This window comes from Brevundimonas sp. S1H14, from assembly GCF_047716865.1.
Lineage (GTDB): Bacteria > Pseudomonadota > Alphaproteobacteria > Caulobacterales > Caulobacteraceae > Brevundimonas > Brevundimonas naejangsanensis.
In genome coordinates this window covers 245,444-265,141 of sequence record NZ_CP136679.1, presented here as the reverse complement: position 1 = coordinate 265,141, position 19,698 = coordinate 245,444, and the positions used below count along the sequence as shown (strand labels likewise).

General features: G+C 68.5%; 21 protein-coding genes. 11 read left to right on the top strand and 10 right to left on the bottom strand.

Features of this window, described 5'->3' with window-relative positions; genetic code table 11:
- Nucleotides 1-1,161, bottom strand: coding sequence for a DegT/DnrJ/EryC1/StrS family aminotransferase (locus RSD66_RS01255; protein ID WP_415288706.1), 1,161 nt, complete (start codon nucleotides 1,159-1,161; stop codon nucleotides 1-3).
- Nucleotides 1,162-1,361: 200 nt separating this feature from the next.
- Between RSD66_RS01255 and RSD66_RS01250 the strand changes: the two genes are divergently transcribed.
- The 3 genes from RSD66_RS01250 (at nucleotide 1,362) to RSD66_RS01240 (ending at nucleotide 3,943) form a co-directional block, all read left to right on the top strand.
- Nucleotides 1,362-2,471, top strand: a complete 1,110-nt coding sequence (locus tag RSD66_RS01250) for an AGE family epimerase/isomerase (protein ID WP_415288705.1) — start codon at nucleotides 1,362-1,364, stop codon at nucleotides 2,469-2,471.
- 8 nt (nucleotides 2,472-2,479) lie between these two features.
- On the top strand, nucleotides 2,480-2,986 hold the full coding sequence (locus tag RSD66_RS01245) for a D-glycero-alpha-D-manno-heptose-1,7-bisphosphate 7-phosphatase (protein ID WP_415288704.1): 507 nt from the start codon (nucleotides 2,480-2,482) through the stop codon (nucleotides 2,984-2,986).
- Between the two features lie 63 nt (nucleotides 2,987-3,049).
- Nucleotides 3,050-3,943: an alpha/beta fold hydrolase gene (locus RSD66_RS01240; protein WP_415288703.1), complete on the top strand. Its 894-nt coding sequence runs from the start codon at nucleotides 3,050-3,052 to the stop codon at nucleotides 3,941-3,943.
- Between the two features lie 179 nt (nucleotides 3,944-4,122).
- Here the strand turns inward: RSD66_RS01240 and RSD66_RS01235 are convergent, their stop codons facing one another.
- From RSD66_RS01235 to RSD66_RS01225, 3 genes are all read right to left on the bottom strand, one after another.
- Nucleotides 4,123-4,347: an alkylphosphonate utilization protein gene (locus RSD66_RS01235; protein ID WP_024354307.1), complete on the bottom strand. Its 225-nt coding sequence runs from the start codon at nucleotides 4,345-4,347 to the stop codon at nucleotides 4,123-4,125.
- Nucleotides 4,348-4,409: 62 nt separating this feature from the next.
- Complete coding sequence (locus tag RSD66_RS01230) at nucleotides 4,410-5,015, bottom strand: DUF4168 domain-containing protein (protein WP_415288702.1); 606 nt, start codon at nucleotides 5,013-5,015, stop codon at nucleotides 4,410-4,412.
- 157 nt (nucleotides 5,016-5,172) lie between these two features.
- Nucleotides 5,173-7,224, bottom strand: a complete 2,052-nt coding sequence (locus RSD66_RS01225; RefSeq protein ID WP_415288701.1) for an NAD(+) synthase — start codon at nucleotides 7,222-7,224, stop codon at nucleotides 5,173-5,175.
- A gap of 154 nt (nucleotides 7,225-7,378) precedes the next feature.
- On the opposite strand from RSD66_RS01225, the gene ftsY reads away from it, so the two are divergent.
- The 3 genes from ftsY (at nucleotide 7,379) to RSD66_RS01210 (ending at nucleotide 9,846) form a co-directional block, all read left to right on the top strand.
- Nucleotides 7,379-8,314: a signal recognition particle-docking protein FtsY gene (gene ftsY, locus RSD66_RS01220; RefSeq protein WP_119413217.1), complete on the top strand. Its 936-nt coding sequence runs from the start codon at nucleotides 7,379-7,381 to the stop codon at nucleotides 8,312-8,314.
- Nucleotides 8,315-8,317: 3 nt separating this feature from the next.
- Nucleotides 8,318-8,962 (top strand): inner membrane-spanning protein YciB, encoded by a 645-nt coding sequence (locus RSD66_RS01215; protein WP_415288700.1) that lies wholly within the window; start codon nucleotides 8,318-8,320, stop codon nucleotides 8,960-8,962.
- Between the two features lie 221 nt (nucleotides 8,963-9,183).
- Nucleotides 9,184-9,846, top strand: a complete 663-nt coding sequence (locus tag RSD66_RS01210) for a MarR family winged helix-turn-helix transcriptional regulator (RefSeq protein WP_415289615.1) — start codon at nucleotides 9,184-9,186, stop codon at nucleotides 9,844-9,846.
- Nucleotides 9,847-10,000: 154 nt separating this feature from the next.
- On the opposite strand, the gene RSD66_RS01205 is transcribed toward RSD66_RS01210, so the two are convergent.
- The 5 genes from RSD66_RS01205 to RSD66_RS01185 form a co-directional block, all read right to left on the bottom strand.
- Nucleotides 10,001-10,234: a hypothetical protein gene (locus tag RSD66_RS01205; protein ID WP_415288699.1), complete on the bottom strand. Its 234-nt coding sequence runs from the start codon at nucleotides 10,232-10,234 to the stop codon at nucleotides 10,001-10,003.
- 69 nt (nucleotides 10,235-10,303) lie between these two features.
- A complete protein-coding gene (locus RSD66_RS01200) occupies nucleotides 10,304-10,867 on the bottom strand; it encodes a DsbE family thiol:disulfide interchange protein (RefSeq protein ID WP_415288698.1) in 564 nt (187 codons plus the stop codon).
- On the bottom strand, nucleotides 10,864-11,016 hold the full coding sequence (gene ccmD / locus RSD66_RS01195; protein ID WP_346524539.1) for a heme exporter protein CcmD: 153 nt from the start codon (nucleotides 11,014-11,016) through the stop codon (nucleotides 10,864-10,866). Before ccmD ends, RSD66_RS01200 begins: the two co-directional genes overlap by 4 nt.
- A gap of 10 nt (nucleotides 11,017-11,026) precedes the next feature.
- Nucleotides 11,027-11,746, bottom strand: coding sequence for a heme ABC transporter permease CcmC (gene ccmC / locus RSD66_RS01190; protein ID WP_415288697.1), 720 nt, complete (start codon nucleotides 11,744-11,746; stop codon nucleotides 11,027-11,029).
- Nucleotides 11,747-11,814: 68 nt separating this feature from the next.
- Nucleotides 11,815-12,849 (bottom strand): adenosine kinase, encoded by a 1,035-nt coding sequence (locus tag RSD66_RS01185; RefSeq protein ID WP_415288696.1) that lies wholly within the window; start codon nucleotides 12,847-12,849, stop codon nucleotides 11,815-11,817.
- Nucleotides 12,850-12,973: 124 nt separating this feature from the next.
- Here RSD66_RS01185 and RSD66_RS01180 point away from each other — a divergent pair, with 124 nt between their 5' ends.
- Nucleotides 12,974-13,864, top strand: a complete 891-nt coding sequence (locus RSD66_RS01180) for an ATP-grasp domain-containing protein (protein WP_415288695.1) — start codon at nucleotides 12,974-12,976, stop codon at nucleotides 13,862-13,864.
- 178 nt (nucleotides 13,865-14,042) lie between these two features.
- Here RSD66_RS01180 and nth read toward each other — a convergent pair whose 3' ends face one another.
- A complete protein-coding gene (gene nth / locus RSD66_RS01175) occupies nucleotides 14,043-14,828 on the bottom strand; it encodes an endonuclease III (RefSeq protein WP_415288694.1) in 786 nt (261 codons plus the stop codon).
- A 106-nt stretch (nucleotides 14,829-14,934) separates the two neighbouring features.
- Between nth and RSD66_RS01170 the strand changes: the two genes are divergently transcribed.
- From RSD66_RS01170 to RSD66_RS01155, 4 genes are all read left to right on the top strand, one after another.
- Nucleotides 14,935-16,278, top strand: coding sequence for an amidohydrolase family protein (locus tag RSD66_RS01170; protein ID WP_415288693.1), 1,344 nt, complete (start codon nucleotides 14,935-14,937; stop codon nucleotides 16,276-16,278).
- Nucleotides 16,279-16,373: 95 nt separating this feature from the next.
- Nucleotides 16,374-17,465 (top strand): HlyD family secretion protein, encoded by a 1,092-nt coding sequence (locus RSD66_RS01165; protein ID WP_415288692.1) that lies wholly within the window; start codon nucleotides 16,374-16,376, stop codon nucleotides 17,463-17,465.
- Nucleotides 17,462-19,063, top strand: coding sequence for a DHA2 family efflux MFS transporter permease subunit (locus RSD66_RS01160; protein WP_024354322.1), 1,602 nt, complete (start codon nucleotides 17,462-17,464; stop codon nucleotides 19,061-19,063). The genes RSD66_RS01165 and RSD66_RS01160 overlap by 4 nt, the downstream gene beginning before the upstream one ends.
- Nucleotides 19,063-19,662 carry a TetR/AcrR family transcriptional regulator gene (locus RSD66_RS01155; protein WP_415288691.1) on the top strand — a complete coding sequence of 200 codons (600 nt, stop codon included), beginning with the start codon at nucleotides 19,063-19,065 and terminating at the stop codon, nucleotides 19,660-19,662. Before RSD66_RS01160 ends, RSD66_RS01155 begins: the two co-directional genes overlap by 1 nt.
- The last annotated feature ends 36 nt before the right edge of the window (nucleotides 19,663-19,698 follow it).

Sequence of the window (19,698 nt, the reverse complement as noted above, 5' to 3'; positions counted from 1 at the left end):
TCAGGCCTTGAAGCTGGCGACGGCGGCGATGATGCGGTCCTGGGTGTCCGCATCCAGATCAGAGTGCATCGGCAGGCTGATCACCACATCCTTCAGCCGTTCGGTGACGGGCAGGCCGCCCGCGCCGCGCGGGTAATGTTCATAGGCGGGCTGCAGGTGCAGCGGGATCGGATAGTAGACCGCCGTCGGCACGCCCTGTTCCTTCAGATGGGCGGCCAGAGCGTCGCGGTCCGAATGCTCGACCGTATATTGCGCCCAGTTGGAGACGTTGCCCGCCGGGACGTCCGGAACCTTGGCGACGTGGGGACGCAGGCCCTCATTGTAGCGGGCGGCGGCGGCGTTGCGCCACTCGATCTCCTGCGCGAAGACCTTCAGCTTCTCAATCAGAACGGCGGCCTGAATGGTGTCCAGACGGCTGTTCAGGCCGATGCGCATGTTCAGATATTTCGGGTCGTGGTCGAACGTGCGATCCTTCAGGTCAACCCCGACCGCCTTGCCGTGGACGCGGATGGAATCCATCAGTTGGGCCAGTTCGTCGTCGTTGGTCAGCACCGCCCCGCCGTCGCCGTAGCAGCCCAGCGGCTTGGCCGGGAAGAAGCTGGTGGTGGTCACGTCAGCCCATTTCAGCGGGTGTTCGCCGTCGATGGTGCAGCCGAAGCCCTGGGCCGAGTCCGAGATCAGCTTCAGCTCATATTTGTCGCAGATAGCCTTGATGGCCGGATAGTCGGCGGGCTGACCGAACAGGTCGACGGCGATGACCGCGCGCGAGGTGAGGCGGCCCTCGGCCTTGATCCCTTCGATGGCGCGCTCCAGCGCAGCCGGATCCATGTTGTAGGTGTCAGCGTCCACGTCGACGAAGACCGGCTCGGCGTCGAACCAGGGCACGACCTCGGCGGTGGCGGCGAAGGTGAAGCTGGGGACGAAGACGGCGTCGCCGCGCCCGATCCCCCAGGCCATCAGCGGCAGGGCCAGGGCGTCGGTGCCGTTGGCGCAGCCCAGGGCGTGCTTGGCCCGGCCGTAGGCGGCCAGGTCGGCCTCGAACTGGCGCACCTGCGGGCCCATGACCCAAGCGCCGCCGACGACGGCCTCCTGAACGGCGGCCTCGATCTTGCCGCCGAGGCGAAGGCGCTGGGCCTGAAGGTCGATAAAGGGAATGGTCATTGCGATATCGCTCTCTCGATAGGGCCGGCGCGGCGGGGGATCGTCTTCCGGGGCGCGGACGCGAAGGCGGGTCGTCTGTGTCAGTCTGCGTCCTACCAAAGCGGCGGGGTGCTGAACAAACCCCCCGGGGTCACTTCGCGTTGCGCGATGCAACGAAAGGGCGGCTTGGCAAAGACATGGGCGCCGCCTAAGCCGGGGTCATGCGCTTCGATCCCGCCGCCAAGGAACAGGTTCGCGACTGGCTGTTCGGCCAGGCCCTGCCGCTGTGGGCGAAGGCCGGGATCGGCGCTGACGGGCGCTTTTTTGAGAAGCTGGATTTCGACGGGCGGGCCGTCACAGGCACCCCGCGTCGCACAAGGGTTCAGGCGCGCCAGATCCATGTCTTTACCGAAGCCTCGGCGATGGGCTGGACCGAAGGCGGGGCGATCGCCCGCGCGGGACTGGACGCCCTGATCGACGGCGCCCGCCGCGACGATGGCCTGTGGGTGCGCGCCACCGACGACGCAGGCGCCGTCATCGACGCCACGCCGGACCTGTATGACCTGGCCTTCGTGCTGTTCGCCCTGGCCGGGGCGCATCGGGTGCTGAAGGACGGGCGGGCGCGGCCTCTGGCGCTGGAGACCCTGGCCGCCATCGAGGCCCAGATGGCCGACCGTGAACACGGCGGCTGGCAGGAGGCCCTGCCGCCCGTCCTGCCTCGCCGCCAGAACCCGCACATGCACATGCTGGAGGCCCTGCTGGCCTGGCAGGCGACGGCGCCTGATCCCGCGTTCGAGGCGGCGGCGCGGTCTGTGCTGGACCTGTTCAACCGACGCTTCTTCGACCGCGAACACCTGATGCTGGGCGAGTTCTATGGGCGCGATTGGACCGTGCGTCCCGGCGCCGAAGGCCAGTGCATCGAGCCCGGCCACCACATGGAATGGGTCTGGCTGCTGGACAGGGCGGCGCGCCTCGGCCTGCCGGATCACGGCGCAGCGGCGCGCGCGCTTTATACCAGCGCCCTGACCTGCGGGGTTCGCGCCGATGGTCTGGCTGTGCGCGAGATCAGCCGCATCGGACAGGTCCGCGACGGCGGCGTGCGTCTGTGGGCCCAGACGGAACTGCTGCGGGCCCTGCATCTGCGTGGCGATCAGGATCGGGCGGTCCGACTGGTGGACCGCCTGTTCGCGACACATCTGGCCACCGATACTCCGGGCCTGTGGTTCGACGCCTTCGACGCCGGAGGCCGGCCACAGGATGCGGCCGTTCCCGCTTCGACCTTCTACCATCTGATGACAGCCTTTTCGGCCCTGCTGACGGAGCCATCATGAGCCGACCCGTGAAACGTCCAGGGGCCTTCCTCGACCGCGACGGCGTGCTGATCGTCGACAGCGGCTATCCGCACCGGCCTGACCAGCTGGTGCTGATCCCCGGCGCCGCCGAGGCGGTGAAGCGGCTGAACGAAGCGGGCTATGTCACCGTCATCGTCACCAACCAGTCGGGCGTGGCGCGCGGCATGTTCAGCGAAGAGACCATGCACGATTTCAACCGCCAGCTGGTCCAGCGGCTGTCCGAGGGCGGGGGGCGCATCGACGCCGTCTACGCCTGTCCCTTCCACGCCGAGGCGGCGGATGAGCGCTATCGCCACCCGGACCATCCCGACCGCAAGCCCAACCCCGGCATGTTGTTGAGGGCCGCGGCCGAACATGATCTGGACCTGTCCCGCTCGCTGATGATCGGCGACCAGCCGTCGGACATGGAGGCGGCGCGGCGTGCAGGCGTGGCGGGTCACCGCTTCACCGAGGGCGACCTGGATCAATTCATGCGCGATCTGCTGCCCGACTGATCGCTATTCTGCATCCGATGAATTAACGTCGTCCGCAGTAGACTGACTATTGGGAGACGCCCCATGCCGATGACCACCCCGCTGGCCGACCGCTTTGTCGAGCGGCGCTGGATCTCGCCGGACGGCCTCAACCTCTACGCCCGCGACTACGCCCCTGCCGAGGGGCCGGCCCGCCTGCCGGTCATCGCCATCCACGGCCTGACGCGCAACAGCGCCGATTTCGGCGTGATCGCCGGATTGATCGCCCACAGCGGTCGCCGCGTGCTGGCCGTCGACGTGCGCGGGCGCGGCCAGTCGGACCGGGCGCCCGATCCCATGACCTATACGCCCGACGTCTATGCCAAGGACGTGGTCGCGCTGATGGAGCAGTCAGGGATCGAGAAGGCGGTCTTCCTCGGCACCTCCATGGGCGGGCTGATCACCCTGGCGCTGACAGCCATCAAGCCCAAGGCCATCGCCGCCGCCATCCTGAACGACGTCGGTCCCGAGGTCGCGGTGGAGGGTCTGGCCCGCATCGCCGCCTATACCGGCCAGCCGGTCGTGATCGAGAGCTGGGACGACGCGACCGCCTATGCCCGGCGCATCAATGAGGCGGCCTTCCCTGACTATACGGAGGCCGACTGGGCCGCCTTCGCCCGCCGCATCTTCCGCGAGGGGACGGAAGGGTCGCCGGTGCTGGATTACGACCCCGACATCTCGGCGCCGATCAAGGCGGCCGGATCGAAGGCTCTGGTCCCCAATCTGTGGCCCGCGTTCCGGGCGCTGGCGCGCAAGAAGCCGACCCTGCTGGTGCGCGGCGGAACGTCCGACCTGCTCAGCCCCGCCATCGCCGACAAGATGAGGAAGGCGGCGCCCGCCATGGTCTATGCCGAGGTCCCCGGCGTCGGGCACGCGCCCATGCTGGACGAGCCCGAAGCGCGGGCGGCCATCTTCGAATTCCTGACGGGCGTGGGCTGAGCCGGCCTTCCGTCATCCCGGCCGCAGCGGAGCTGAGAGCCGGGACCGCCCGAGGCCCCGCCGCCAGCCGTTGAAACGCCGCGCTCCCGGCGGTCCCGGATAGCCCTGCGGGCTTCCGGGATGACCGGGTCACCAAGTCACGGGCCTCAAGTAGCGCGAAGCGCGATAGGCCCCTTAAATTACGCCTTCTTGACGAACTCCGTGCGCAGGACCAGGCCGCGCACCTTTTCGACGTTGGCTTCGATTTCTTCGGGATCGCCGGTCAGGCGGATGTTCTTGACCATTGTGCCGCGCTTCAGCGTCACCCCGCCCGAGCCCTTGACCTTCAGGTCCTTGATCAGGGTCACGCTGTCGCCGTCCGACAGGATGTTGCCGTTGGTGTCCTTGGTGACGTCGTCGCTCATGATCGGTCCTGCCTGAAATAGAGAGAGGGCCGCCGCATCGCGACGGCCCGTCCCCTATGGGCCTATTCGGCCTGACGCGCCTGGGCAAGGGCGATGCGCGCCTGAAGGTGCTCGTCCTGGGCCGTGGCGGCGGAAATGGCGTTGAAACGCTCGATGTCGAGGCCCGAGTTCTGGATGGCGGCGGCCATCTGGGCCTGCTGCTCCTCATTCGGCTGGGCGCCGTTCAAGGCGCGGGCGATGCCGGAAATCTCGGCCATTGCGACGGCGAACTGACCGGCTTCCGCATCGGTGACGCCCGCGCCGACCGAGCCCGGCGCAGACGGGGCGGCGCCGGCCACGGCGGCGCGCGCCTGCAGGACGGGATCGCTGGAAACGGCGGCGGAAATGGCGTTGAAGCGCTCGACGGCCAGGCCCGAGTTCTGCACGGCGCCGGCCATCTGGGCCTGCTGCTCCTCTGTGGGCGTTCCGTTCTGGACGGAGGCGGCCACGCTCTGGACCGTCTTCATGGCTGCGGCGAACTGAGCCAGTTCGGCGTCGGTGGGTTCGCCGGTCGGGGCGGGCGCGGCGGCGGGCGCCGGTTCAGCGGCGTCCTGCGCCAGAGCGGGCGCGGCGGTCAGAAATAGAGCGGCCAGAATGGCGGTCGGGGCGGCGGCCGTTGCAAAACGCATGGCGTATCCTTCTTCAGTCCCGAACGCTCAGCCCCAAGGCTGACCCGGACAGGTCCGGGCTCTCCCGCACGACCGGGCTATGTCAGTCTCACAGAGGGCGGGGAGGTCAAAACGCTAACCCGCGTCATGCAGGCGGGTAAACCCCGAAACGGCGCTTTCAACCTTCAGGGGTATTGGCGTCCAATTCGTCCAGCCACACCCGCGCCGAGGAATCCGACGGCGCGCGCCAGTCTCCGCGCGGCGACAGCGACCCGCCCGTGACCACCTTGGGCCCGTTCGGCACGGCAGAGCGCTTGAACTGGCTGGTCTGGAAGAAGCGGATCAGGAACTTCCTCAACCACCCCTTGATGGTCGCCAGGTCGTAAGCGACCCGCTCCGCCTCCGGCAGGCCCTGCGGCCAGTCTCCGCGCCCGACGTCGCCCCACGCCTGATGCGCCAGATAGGCGACCTTCGACGGCTTCAGGCCGAAACGGCTGATGTAGAACAGGAAGAAGTCGTTCAGCGCATAGGGGCCGACAATTGACTGCGTCGACTGGATCGCCCCGTCGGCGCCCGCAGGAACCAGCTCCGGCGAAATCTCCGTGGCCAGAATGGCGTGCAGGGTCGGAACCGCCGCCTCGCCCACCAGGCCGCGCTCGGCCACCCAGCGGATCAGGTGCTGGATCAGGGTCTTCGCCACTCCGCCGTTGACGTTGTAGTGGCTCATGTGGTCGCCGACGCCATAGGTGCACCACCCCAGCGCCAGTTCCGACAGGTCGCCGGTGCCCAGAACGAAGCCGTTGTTCTGATTGGCCAGACGGAACAGATAGTCGGTCCGAAGACCCGCCTGCACATTCTCGAAGGTGATGTCGTGGACCGGTTGGCCATCGGCGAAGGGGTGGCCGATGTCGCGCAACATCTGTTCGGCAGCGGGACGGATGTCGATCTCGGCGCCGGTGACGCCCAGCGCCTTCATCAGCGCCCATGCGTTAGACTTGGTGCCGTCCGAAGTAGCGAAACCCGGCATGGTGAAGGCCAGAATGCCGGTGCGCGGCAGCTCCAGCCGATCAAAGGCGCGACAGGCGACAAGCAGCGCCTGCGTCGAATCCAGCCCCCCCGAGACGCCGATCACCAGCGCCTTCGACCCTGTCGCCGTCATCCGCCGCATCAGGCCCTGAACCTGAATATTGAAGGCTTCGAAACAGTCCTGATCCAGACGCGCCGCATCGTCTGGAACGAAGGGGAAGCGGTCCAGCGGACGGATCAAGGCGTCGGTCGGCCCCTCCCCCGCCTCGAACGGAACCACCGTCGCGGCCTCGCCCTCGATCCGGGCGCAGTCGGCGAAGGTGCCGTTGCGCAGGCGGTCCAGACCAATCCGGTCCACGTCCACGTCGGCGATGGTCAGATGGCTGTGCAGGGCGAACCGCTCGCCCTCGGCCAGCCTGGCGCCCAGTTCATGAATCGTCGCCTGACCGTCCCAGGCCAGGTCGGTGGTGCTCTCGCCCCAGCCCGAGGCGGCGAAGACATAGGCCGACAGGGTCCGCGCCGACTGGCTGGCGCACAGCAGGGCGCGCTCGTCGGCCTTGCCGATGACGATGTTGGAGGCCGACAGGTTGCACAGGATGCGCGCCCCGGCCAACGCCGCCCGCGTCGAGGGCGGCAGCGGCGCCCAGAAGTCCTCGCAGATCTCGACCGCGAAGACGAAACCCGGCCGATTGTTCGCCTCGAAGATCAAGCCCGGCGCGAAGTCGACGCTCGTACCGTTCAACAGGACAGCGTCCTCGCTGCGGCTGGCGGCGGGCGCGAACCAGCGCTTCTCATAATATTCGCGATAGTTGGGCAGATAGGTCTTGGGAACCACGCCCAGCACCTCGCCCCCGCCCAGCACCACGGCGCAGTTGAACAGGGCGTCCCCGTTGCGGATCGGTGCGCCGATGACGGCGATGACGCCCGCTTCGTCCGCGACCCCGGCCAGACGGGCGATCTGGCGCTCGACCTCTTCCAGCAGGGCCGCCTGCATGTGCAGGTCGTCGATGGCGTAGGCGCTCAGCGAAAGTTCGGGGAAGATCAGCAGGTCCACGCTCTGCGCCCCCGCCTGACGGATCAGCCGTTCGTGTTCTTCAGCGTTGGCGGCCGGGTCGGCGATATGAACCACAGGCGTCGCCGCGGCGACGCGCACGAAGCCGTGGCTGCTCGGGGCGTGGAAGGGATGCGTCTCGGACTTCGCCATCAATCTTTCCGCTCATCCCGGCGGACGCCGGGACCCAGTGAGAGCCACAGGCACAGACCCTACAGCCTGCGCGATCAATATAGGGTTGCGCGGTGAAGCCCAAGGACTGCGGTTTATAGTGACCTGAGAACCGCTCTCGGCTAAGGCTCTGCGCATGAGCGATACGCCCAAAAAAGGCTGGTTTCAGCGGCTGAGCGCGGGTCTGTCCCGATCCTCCAAGCAGATGACCGATCAGGTCGTCTCGACCTTCGCGAAGGAGCCCCTCTCGGAGGAGGCGCTGGAGCGGCTGGAGGAGCATCTGATCGAGAGCGACCTCGGCCCCGCCGCCTCGGCCCGCATCGTCGAGCGCTTCCGGGCCCTGCGTTTCGGCAAGACCTCCGACGAGCGCGAGGTCAAGGAGGCGCTGGCCGAGGCCGTGGCCGCCGAACTGACGCCGCGCCAAGCGACGTTCGATCCTCTCAGCGGGCCCAAGCCCTATGTGGTCCTGTTTGTCGGCGTCAACGGCTCGGGCAAAACCACGACGCTGGGCAAGATCGCCTCGGACCTGACAGCCAAGGGCGCCAAGGTGATGATCGTCGCCGGCGACACCTTCCGCGCCGCCGCCCGTGAGCAACTCAAGGTCTGGGCCGACCGCGCCGGCGCTCATTTCGAGAGCCGTCGCGACGGCGCCGACGCCGCAGGACTGGCCTTCGACGCCTTCACCAAGGCGAAGGAAGAAGGCTTCGACGTCGTGCTGATCGACACGGCCGGGCGGCTGCAGAACAAGTCCACCCTGATGGACGAACTGCTGAAGATCGTGCGCGTGCTGAAGAAGGTCGACCCCGACGCCCCGCACGAGACCCTGCTGGTGCTGGACGCCACCGTCGGCCGCAATGCGCTGGAGCAGGAAAAGATCTTCGGCCGCACCGCCTATGTCTCGGGCGTAGTGATGACCAAGCTGGACGGCACGGCGCGCGGCGGCGTCCTGGTGCCGGTGGCCCAGGCTTCGGACGCCCCGATCAAGCTGATCGGCGTCGGCGAAGGGGTCGAGGATCTGCAACCTTTCGACGCCCGCGCGTTTTCCCGATCTCTGGTCGGGCTTGAGGACTGATCCATGAGTGAAACGACCCAGAGCAAACGTCCGCAATGGATCCGTCAGGCCGTCGATTTCGGCGCCCTGGTCGCCTTCATGGCCGCCTATTTCATCACCCGCGACATGATCAAGGCGACCTGGGTGCTGGTCATCGCCTCGATGATCGCCCTGGCCGTCGGCTTCTTCCTGGAGCGCCGCCTGGCGCCCATGCCCCTGATCACCGGCGGCTTCGCCCTGGTGTTCGGCGTGCTGACCATCGTCACCGACGACGATCTGTTCGTGAAGCTGAAGCTGACGGTGCAGAACGGCCTGCTGGCGGCTGTCCTGCTCGGCTCGATCCCGTTGAAGAAGTCTCCGTTCAAGGCCCTGCTGGGCTCGGCCCTCAAGGTGACGGATGAAGCCTGGCGCAAGCTGACCTTCCGTTACGGCCTCTACTTCCTGGCCGTCGCCATCGCCAATGAGGTGTTCCGCAGCCCGACCGCCGTCACCGCCATCTGGTCGGCCCTGAACCTTGGCACGCCCGATCCGAACGGTGTCTGGACCGCCTTCCGCGGCGTACTGTGGATCGCCGCCTCGGTCTTCGGCCTGTCGCAGGTGCCGCTGATCATGAAGAACATGATCAAGGACGAAGAGCCCGGCCCCATCTCGCCCGACACGGGGCTCTGACAGCCGCCCCGCCTCCCACCGTCATCCATTTCCGGGGCCTCAAGTAGGACGAAGCCCGGTAGCCCGCCAATAACGGCCTCAAGTAGCGCGAACGCGCGGTAGGCCCACTTAAATGTCTTCAAACCGTCAGCGTTTGCGTCGTTAAAGCGTTAAGGGCGGCTGTTAGCTGTTGCAGCATCATCCGGCCACGGCCGGTATCAGGCTGTTCGGGAATGAAGACGATGATCAAGTCGGGCAAGCAGGCGAAGATCAAGGGCGGGCTGGCGGAATCCCCCAGCCACCTGATGCACCGGGCGCTGCAGCTGGCGTTGGACATCTACGCCGAGGAAGCCGGGCCGGACGGCCTGACCCAGCGCCAGTTCGCCGTGCTGGAGGCCGTGGCCGCCCGTTCGGGCCTGACGCAGACGGATCTGGTCAAGGCCACCGGCATCGACCGCTCGACCCTGGCCGACCTGGTGGCGCGCATGACGACCAAGGGCCTGCTGGAGCGCGAGCGTTCGACGCTGGACGCCCGCGCCAAGGCGGTGCGCCTGTCGCCCGAGGGCGAGGCCGCCCTGCTGGCCGCCCGCCCGCGCGTCGAGGCCGCCGACAAGCGGATCATGGCCCTGTTGCCCAAATCCAAACGCGACAGCTTCCTGGACCTGCTGTGCAGTCTGTCCGACGCCGCCGACGCCGTTCCCGAACAGGCTCGCGCCGAGATCAAGGCCGCGAAGAAAGCCGCCAAGGAAGCCAAGAAGGCGGAAAAGGCCGCGCGCAAGGGCGACGGCAAGAGCGATGGTCGCGGCAAGAAGAAGAAAAAGGGCGAGGTAATCGCAGATCAACCGCAGGCTGATGACGTCGCTGACGCCGTCGTGGTCCCGCTCAAGGATGCGGCTGAAGGCTGAGGTCTTCCTATCCCGCTTATCCCCGCGGAGGCGTGACTCAGTAAGAGCCACGCGCTTTACAGGGAAAAATCGCCTAACCGGCCAGCGAAGTGCTTTGCAGCCAAAGCGCTGGGTCCCGGCGTCCGCCGGGATGAGCGGAGATTCTGACTGCGCTCTAAACCCGAATGTCGAGCAGGGAGCCGGGGCGCTGCAGGCGCGCGCTCGGCGCCGCCTGTTCGACCGGCGTAGAAGCCGCCGCCACGTGACGCGCCGTCTCTGTCTCAGCCGCAATCGGCGCCGCCAGCCCCATGGCCTGACGGAAGAAGGCCGACTGGGCCGTTCTCAGGGCATGGGCCGCGCCGCCCGCCTGAGGCGGAAAGGCCGGCCGCTCGGACGAAATCGCGGACATGGGACGAGGATGCCCGCCCTTCGTCTAAATACGGTTAACGCTCGATTCACCCTGTTTCGGGTGATCCGCTCAACGCGCGGGCGCGTTCAGGGCGTCGGTGAGCTTCTTGAGATCGGCGTCCGTCAGCACCGGCCCCGAGGACTTGGCGACGATGGTCCCATAGGCGTCGACGGCGAAGCTTTCCGGCACGCCCGACACGCCCAGATCCAGCCCGGCCCGGCCCTCACGATCAACCAGCACCAGACGATAGGGATCGCCCAGTTCCTGCAGGAAGGCGTCGGTGGCGACGGGATCGTCCTTATAGGCCACGCCGACCACGGCGATCCCCTGGTCCTTCAGCGTCATCAGCTGCGGATGCTCCAGACGGCACGGCGCGCACCAGCTGGCGAAGACGTTGACGATCATCGGCTTGCCCACGCCCGCCGTCTTCATATCCAGAAGGTCATCGCTCGCCTTGCCCTCCGACAGGATTGGCAGAACCGTCGCCTCGGGGATCGGCTGACCGACGAGGGCGTCGGGACGATAGGTCGGCCCGGCGGCGGGGTCGCCCGCCATTCGGTCCATCTGCGTCATCAGGAAGACGCCCAGCGCGACCAGAACGACGATGGGCAGCAGGGCCAGCCAGCGCTTCATTTGCGCTCGGCCTCCAGACGGGCCAGTTCGCGCTTCCAGCGGCGGGCGGCGATCAGGGCGCGAGCCGACAGGGCGGCCAGCACCACGGCGCTGATGCCCCAGGCCGGCCAGACGAAGGCGCCGTAGGGGCTCATGTCCAGATCAGGCATGGCGAACTCCTCAGGCTTCCAGCGCCGCGCGGGCGCGAAGGGTCAGAACACGACGGCGCCGGACCTCCGTCCTGATGGACGTCAGCCAGATCGCGCCGAACAGCACGGCGTAGGCCGCCATCATCGTCAGCAGGGCAGGCAGGAAGACCGGGTCCACGCTGGTACCGCCCGACCGCAGCAGCGACGCGGGCTGGTGCAGGGTGTTCCACCAGTCGACCGAGAACTTCACGATCGGCAGGTTGATCAGGCCCACTAGGCCCAGCACCGCCGCCGCGCGCGCCGCCTTGGCCTCGTCGTCGATCGAGGCGCGCAGGGCCATGTAGCCGAGGTAGAAGAGGAACAGCACCAGCACGCTGGTCAGGCGCGCGTCCCACACCCACCACGTCCCCCACATCGGCTGGCCCCACAGGGAGCCGGTGACGAGGGCCAGAGCCGTGAAGGCCGCGCCCGGCACGGCGGCCGCCCGCGCCGCCGCATCGGCCAGCGGATGGCGGAACACCAGGGCGAAGAAGCTGGACACGCCCAGCGCCCCGTAGGCCATCAGGCCCAGACTGGCCGCCGGGACGTGGATGAACATGATGCGGACGGTGTCGCCCTGCTGATAATCGGCGGGCGCGGTGAAGCTGAACCAGGTCCCGAGCAGCAGCAGGCCGAGCGCGCAGATCCACAGCACCGGGACCAGGGGGCCGGTGAAGCGCATGAAACGGTCGGGATTGGCGAGGCCGAACATGGGCAGCCGATTACGCGGCCCCGCGCCCCACGGCAAGCGGGCGCGGCATCCTGCCCTTTGTCGCTGCCTTAAAGGCTCAGGCCGTGCCGGGCGGCCAGATCCTTCAGCCCGACCATCGGACGCGGCCCCCAGTGGCCGATGACCTCCGACGCCGCCAGCGAGCCCAGCGCTCCGGCCTGCGCCAGAGACAGGCCGCGCGACAGGCCCAGCAGCACGCCCGCCGCGTACTGATCGCCGGCGCCGGTGGTGTCGACGACCTTCTCGACCGGATAGGCTTCGACCTCGACCCGTTCGTCGCCACGGAACAGCACCGAACCGGCGGCCCCGCGCGTCACGGCCGCCACCTCGACGATGCGGCCCAGGTGGGCGGCGGCATGGTCGAAGTCCTCGGTCTCGAACAGGGCGTGCAACTCGGCCTCATTGGCCAGGACGATGTCGGCCGAGGTCTCGATGAACTCCAGCAGCTCGGCGCGCCAGCGATGCACGACGAAGCTGTCGGACAGGGTGATGGCGACCTTGCGGCCCGCCGCATGGGCGGAGGCGGCGGCGGCCTCAAAGGCGGCGCGGGCCGGGGCCGGGTCGAACAGATAGCCCTCCAGATAGACGATGGCGCTGTCGCCGATCACAGCGGCGTCCACGTCCGCCGTGGTCAGCTGGTTGGCGGCGCCCAGGAAGGTGCACATGGTGCGCTGGCCGTCCGGCGTGACGTTGATCAGGCAGCGGCCCGTGCCGAAGCCGTTTCCGGCGCCGTCTTCCAGCGCGGGGGTATCGAAGTGGACGCCGACGGCGCGGATGTCGTGGCTGAAGACCTCGCCCAGGGTGTCTTTCGCCACCTTGCCGATATAGGCGGCGCGCCCGCCGAACGAGCCGACGCCCGCGACGGTGTTGCCCGCCGAACCGCCGGACGCCTCGACCCCCGCCGCCATGGCGTCATACAGGGTCGCGCTCTGTTCCTCGTCGACCAGTTGCATCGAGCCGGGGACCAGGCCCTTGGCTTCCAGGAAGGCCGGTTCGCACGGCGCCAGGACGTCGACGATGGCGTTGCCAAGGGCGCAGACGTCGAAGCGGGTGTTTTGGGCGAAGGCGGGCAGGGCTTGGGTCATCCGCGCCCCATAGCGGGGCAGACGGCCGCGCACCAGACTTCAGACCTTCGCCGCGAGCGAAAACCGGCCTAAAGCCGTCGGACCTGTTGCAGACGCCCCTCGCCGGGGCTTGCGGAGCCGCGCCATGACCGACGTCGCCGTCCTGACCCCCGATCCGGCCGATCCCACCTATTCGACCCTGTGGCCCGGCGTGCTGGACCGGCTGGGCGAGGCGTTGGCGACGGCGGGGATCACGGCGCGGCCGACGCCGTGGACCGACCATGTCGAGAACGCCCGCGCCCTGATGGACTTTCCCCTGGTCCTGCCGCTGCTTGTCTGGGGCTATCATCAGGATCACGACCGCTGGCTCCAGGCCTGCACGACCTGGTCCGAGGCGGGCGCGCCTTTGGCCAATCCCGCCCAAACCCTGCGCTGGAACGCCGACAAACGCTATCTGGCCCGCCTGTCGGAAAAGGGCGTCGCCGTCCCGCGGACGATCTTCGCCGACCATGTGGACGCTACGGTTCTGGAAGCCGCCTTCGCCGCGATCGGCGCCGAGACCCTGATCGTCAAACCGACCGTCTCGGGCGGCGCCTGGCGCACCCTGCGGGTGACGGCGGGCGAGCCCCTGGACATGGCCCTGGCCAACGCCCCCGTCGGCGGCACGATGATCCAGCCCTATCTCAAGGCCATCGAGACCGAGGGCGAGACCTCCCTGCTCTATTTCGGCGGAGAGTTGAGCCATGTCGTCAACAAGCGCCCCGGCGCGGCGGGCGAGTTCCGCATCCAGACCCAATATGGCGGTCAGTATCAGGCGCTGGACGTCGCGCCGCAGGGCGCGCTGGACCTAGCCGAGCGCACCCTGGCCGCCATCGACGAGGACCTGCTCTACGCCCGCATCGACATGACCCTGAACGACGACGGCGACTGGGTGCTGATGGAGGCGGAGCTGATCGAGCCGGACTTCTACCTGGCCGCCGCGCCGCAAGCCGGAGCCCGCTTCGGCCAAGCGGTGCGGGCCCGGCTGGAGCGCTGACGCTAGCACTCCACTTCCGTCATCCTCCGGCAAGCCGCGCAGCGGCGCAGACCGGGGGACCCAGCGGCGCGCGTGAGCGCGAAGAAGGCAGAGGCGGCGCTGACGGGAAGATCGCCTTCGGCGCCGCTGGGTCCCCCGGTCTCGCTCCGCTCGCCGGAGGATGACGGAAGAGAAACGATTACACCCCCATGAAGCTGGCCCGCGACGGGCACAGGTCGGAGATCACACAGCCTTCGCATTTCGGCCTCTGCGCCAGGCAGGTGTAGCGGCCGTGCAGGATCAACCAGTGATGCGCCTTGGGCAGCCAGGCCTCGGGCACCACCTGGTGCAGTTGCGCCTCCACCTTGTCCGGCGTCGCGGCGTTGGCCAGCCCCAGCCGGTGCGAGACACGGAAGACGTGGGTGTCCACCGCAATGGCCGGCTCGATCCCCAGTTCGTTCAGCACCACGCTGGCCGTCTTGCGCCCCACGCCGGGCAGGGCCTGCAGGTCGGCGCGGTTCAGCGGCACCTCGCCGCCGTGTTTCTCGAGCAGCATCCGCGCGGCGGCGATGACGTTCTTCGCCTTGGTCCGGTAAAGGCCGATCGAGGCGATCAGCGGGATCAATCCCTCCTCGCCCAGGGCCAGCATCTTCTGCGGCGTGTCGGCGACGGCGAACAGGGCCTTGGTCGCCTTGTTCACCCCCACGTCCGTCGCCTGGGCGGACAGAGCCACGGCCACGACCAGCGTATAGGGATTGACGAAATCCAGCTCGGTCTTCGGGTCCGGCATGACGCCCGACAGGCGGACAAAGATCTCCTCCACCCGATCCTCGTCCGGCGGCCAGCTGATGATCGCGCCGACCGGCGCCTTTTTCGGCTGACGCGAGCGCTTGCCCGGCGGCGGGGTCAGGGCGGCCTTGGCGGTGCGGGAAGCGGCGCGCGGGCGGGCGGCGGGCGCAGATAGGGTCGATTTTCGGCCAGTCATGCGTCTGGCTTCGCCTTCCACGGACGCCTCGTCAACGGGGGTGGGCCGCTTGACGCCCGCAGCGCCTTCCCCCAAGCCGCAACAGGGACAAGGGGAAAAGACGGTCATGATCCATTTATCGCGCGCGCTGACGGCAGCGGCCTTTTTTGCGTTGGCCGTGTCGGCGTCCGCCCAGACCCCCGCCGCCGACACGCCCGTCATCGCCTATCACGGCGCGGTCCTGATCGACGGCACAGGCGCCGCGCCGCGCCGCGGAACCACAATCCTTGTTCAGGGCGAACGCATCCTGGCGATCCAGCCTGACGCCGACGCCATGCCGTCAAGCGCCGAACGGGTCGATGTCTCCGGCCTTCATGTCCTGCCCGGTCTGATCGACAGCCATGTGCATATCGCCACGCCGCCGAACGCCGACAGGGCGCATGTCCACATGCGGCGCTGGCTCTACTCGGGCGTCACCGCCGTTCGCGGCATGGCCGACGACCTGCGCTCCGTCGGCGAACTGGCGCGCCAGGCGCGGGTGGGAGAGGTTCCGTCGCCCGACATCTATTACGCTGCTCTCATGGCGGGTGAAGGCTTCTTCAACGACCCGCGCACCAGGGCTGTGACGGCGGGCGAGATTCCGGGCCGAACGCCCTGGATGCAGGCGATCACCACCGAGACGGACCTGCCCCTGGCCGTCGCCATGGCGCGCGGAACCTCCGCCTCCGGAATCAAGATCTACGCCGACCTGCCGGCGGAGCGGATCGGCGCGATCACGGCCGAGGCCCATCGCCAGGGCCTTCCGGTCTGGACCCACGCCATGGTCTATCCGGCGACGCCGCAGGAGGTGATCGACGCCGGTCCCGACGTCATGTCCCACGCCTGCATCCTGGCCCACCAGGCCCAGGCGCCCGCCGATCGCCCCCAGAGCTACGCCAGCCGCACGCCGATCGACCGCGCCCCCTTCCTCAATGGCGACAATCGGGTGGTGCAGGGCCTGCTGAACCAGATGCGCGACAAGGGGATCGTCCTGGACGCCACCGTCTGGGTCTACGCCGATCAGGAACGCGCCGTCTCCGACCGGCCGGGCGCCCGCCAGCCGATCTGTTCGGGGCCGATGGTCTTCGCCCTGACCCGTCAGGCCTATCGCACCGGGGTCGCCATCGCCGCCGGCACCGACGGAGAGACGCCGGAGGCCGATCCCTGGCCCGCCCTGCTGGAAGAGATGGAGCTGCTGCAGAACGCTGTCGGCATGACGCCGGGCGACGTCATCGTCGCCGCCACAGCCACCGCCGCCCGCGCCCTGAATCAGGAAGCCGATATGGGGACGCTGGCGGCGGGCAAACTGGCGAACATGATCTTCGTGGCGGGCGATCCGTCGGCCGACGTGGCCAATCTGCGCCGTCTGGTCTTCACCGTGAAACGGGGACAGCGGTTCGAGCGCGCCGATTTCGCGCCGGCGCGGGACTGAACGCGTCCTCTGCGACATTTTTACGCAGTTCGCCCTTGTATTCTGGACGCCGCCGTCCATTTTACGCGCGAAATTCCAAGCGAGCTGTCTCCCCCATGGCCCTCCCCGCCCCGCTCAAGAAGCGCCTGCCCCTGATCGTCGCCGCCGTCGTCGGCCTTGGCCTCATCGTCGGAGGCGTCGTCTGGTGGCAGGGCAAGCAGCGCTGGGAAGGCACCGACAACGCCTTCGTCCAGGCCGACACCGTGGCTGTCAGTCCGCGCATCGGCGGCGAGGTGGTCGAGGTCCTGGTCAAGGACAACCAGCGCGTCGAGGCCGGTCAGATTCTGGTCCGGCTGGATGATGCGGACGCCCGCGCCGCCCTGGCTCAGGCCCAGGCCAATCTGGCGGCTCTGGACGCCGCCGTAGCCAATGTCGACGCCCGCGCCGAACAGGAACAGGCCAACATCGCCGCCCGCGCCGCCGCCGTGACCCAGGCCCAGGCCCAGTCCAATCTCGCCCGCGCCGAGGTCGACCGCTACGGCAAGCTGGCCGATCAGGGCTGGGTGTCGCAGCAGCGCATCGAGACCCAGCGCGCCTCGGCCGAGACCGCCAGCGCCTCGGTCGCCCAGGCCCAGGCCGCCCTGACCGCCCAGCAGCGCACCGCCGCCGTCCTGGGCTCGTCGCGCCAGCAGAGCGTGGCCGCCGTGGAGCAGGCGCGCGCCCTGGTCGAGCAGGCGCAGCTGACGCTGGAGCGCACGGTGATCCGCGCCCCGGTGGCGGGCGTCGTCGGCGCGCGCGGCGTGCGCGTGGGTCAGGTCGTTCAGGCGGGCGGCCAGCTGATGTCCCTGGTGCCGCTGACGGATGCCTATGTGGTCGCCAACTTCAAGGAGACGCAGGTCGGACGGATGCGGCTGGGCCAATCGGTCGAGATCAAGGCCGACGCCTTCCCCGGCCGGTCGCTGCAAGGGCGTATCGACAGCTTCGCCCCGGCCACCGGCTCTGAGTTCGCCCTGATCCCGGTCGAGAACGCCACCGGCAACTTCACCAAGATCACCCAGCGCGTGCCGGTCCGCATCGCGGTCGAGCGCGACGACAGGGGCCAGCCGATCATCCTGCGCCCCGGCCTGTCGGTCGAGGTCAAGGTCGATCTGAAGAGCCAGGGCGGCGCCGCCTTCGCCGAAGCCGCCAATACGAGTCCCGCCCCGTGACCGACGCGGCCGCGTCATCGGCCCCGGCGCCGTCAACGACCGCACCGGGCGCCCAGCCCGAGATCAACTGGACGGCCCTGCTGCTCGGCTTCGCGGGCATGGTCATCGGCCAGTTCATGGCCATTCTCGACATTCAGATCGTCGCCGCCTCCCTGCCGCAGATCCAGGCGGGGGTCGGCGCCTCGGCCGATGAGATCAGCTGGATCCAGACCGCCTATCTGATCCCCGAGGTCGTGATGATCCCCCTGTCGGGCTATCTGTCGCGGCTATGGGGCACGCGGATCGTCTTCCTGGCCTCCTGCACCGGCTTCCTGATCATGAGCGTCATGGTCGGCCTGTCGTCGTCCATCGAGATGATGATCCTGTTCCGCGCCCTTCAGGGGTTTGTCGGCGGGGCCATGATCCCCACCGTCTTCGCCGTGGCCTTCACCGCCTTCCCGCCCGAACGTCGCGTGACCGCCAGCGTCATCATGGGGCTGATCGTCACCCTGGCCCCGACCGTCGGCCCGACCCTGGGCGGCCATCTGACCGAGCAGTTGAGCTGGCACTGGCTGTTCTTCATCAACGTCTTCCCCGGCGTGATCGTCCTGTTTCTGGTTGGGCGCTACGCCCATTTCGACAAGGGAGACCCCAGCCTGGCCAAGGGGTTCGACTGGTGGGGCCTGGGCCTGATGGCCGCCTTCCTGATGAGCCTGCAGTTCGTGCTGGAGGAAGGCGCCAAGGAGGACTGGTTCGCGGACGACAACATCCTGCTGCTCAGCATTATCGCAGGAATCTGCGGCCCGGCCTTCATCTGGCGCTCGCTGACCTACCGCAATCCGATCGTCGAGCTGCGCGCCTTCGGCAACCGCAACTTCGTGGTGGGGGTGCTGATGACCTTCATCGTCGGCGCGGCCCTGTTCGGCGGCACCTTCCTGTTGCCGCTGTTTCTGGGTCGGGTGCGCGAGTATTCGGCGGCCGAGGTCGGCACCACCATGATCGTGTCTGGTCTGGCCATGTTCGCCACCGCCCCCTTCGCCGGGCGGCTGGTGCGCAAGGTCGACGCGCGCATCCTGATGTTTGTCGGTTTCATGCTGGCCGCCTGGGGCATGTGGGACGCCCGCATCGTCACGGACCAGTGGGGCTTCTGGGAGTTCGCCGGGGTCCAGGCCATGCGCGGTGCCGGCGTCATGCTGGCCATGATCGCCTCGCAGCAGGTGACGATGGCCACCCTGCCCCCGCATATGGTCAAGAACGCCTCGGGCCTGGTGAACCTGGCGCGCAACGTCGGCGGCGCCTTCGGCCTGGCCATCCTCAACACCTCCCTGACCCAGAACACCGCCCTGCACATGGCCGAGCTGACCAGCGCCATCGACCAGACCCATCAGGGAGTCCGCGACATGATCGCCGGCATGGCCGTGCGTTTCTCGGGCTCCATCGACCCGCAGGCCTCGGCGATGAAGGCGATCTATGGGATGTTGCAGAAACAGGCGACGACCCTGGCTTTTGGCGACGCCTTCGCCCTGCTGGCCGTCGGTTGCGCCTGCGCAGGATTCCTGACGCTGCTGTCCAAACCGGCCAAGCCCAATCCCGCCGCCGCTTCCTCGGACGTTCACTGATGCCCCGCGCCCGCGGCCAGATCGACGAACAGAAGAGCCAGGCCATACTGGAGGCGGCTTCAGGCCTGTTTGTCGAAAAAGGCGCCAAGGCCTCGATGAGCGAGATCGCCCGGCGCGCGGGCGTCTCGAAACAGACCCTCTACAATCGCTTTGCGACCAAGACCGAGATCGGTCGGGCGCTGGCGGCCCAGCGCTCGGACGCCATCACCGCCCCCCTGACCTCAGGCGCCGAGCCCGAAGCGGTGCTGGCCGCCATCGCCGAGACCCTGATCGGCAAGATCTGCACGGGCGGCAAGGGCGCCTCCCTGCGCGGCGTGGCCCTGGTCTCGCCCGAAGCGCCGGAGCTGGCGCGCGCCATCTATGACGCCGGTCCGGGCGAGAGCGTCCGGCGCATCGCCGCCTGGCTGAAGGCGCAGGACGAGGCGGGGCGGCTGGCGGTCCCCGACGCCCTGGCCGCCGCCGAAATGTTCACCGGCATGGCGCTGGGCCACGGCCATCTGCGCTCGGTGCTGGGCCTGCCCCATCCCGACATCGCCGACCTGCCCGCCAGGGCGCGCGAGGTCGCGCGCCGTTTCGTCCGCGCCTTCGCGCCGGAATAGACGGCCGCGCCTGATTGGCCCTGAAGGCGGATCAGC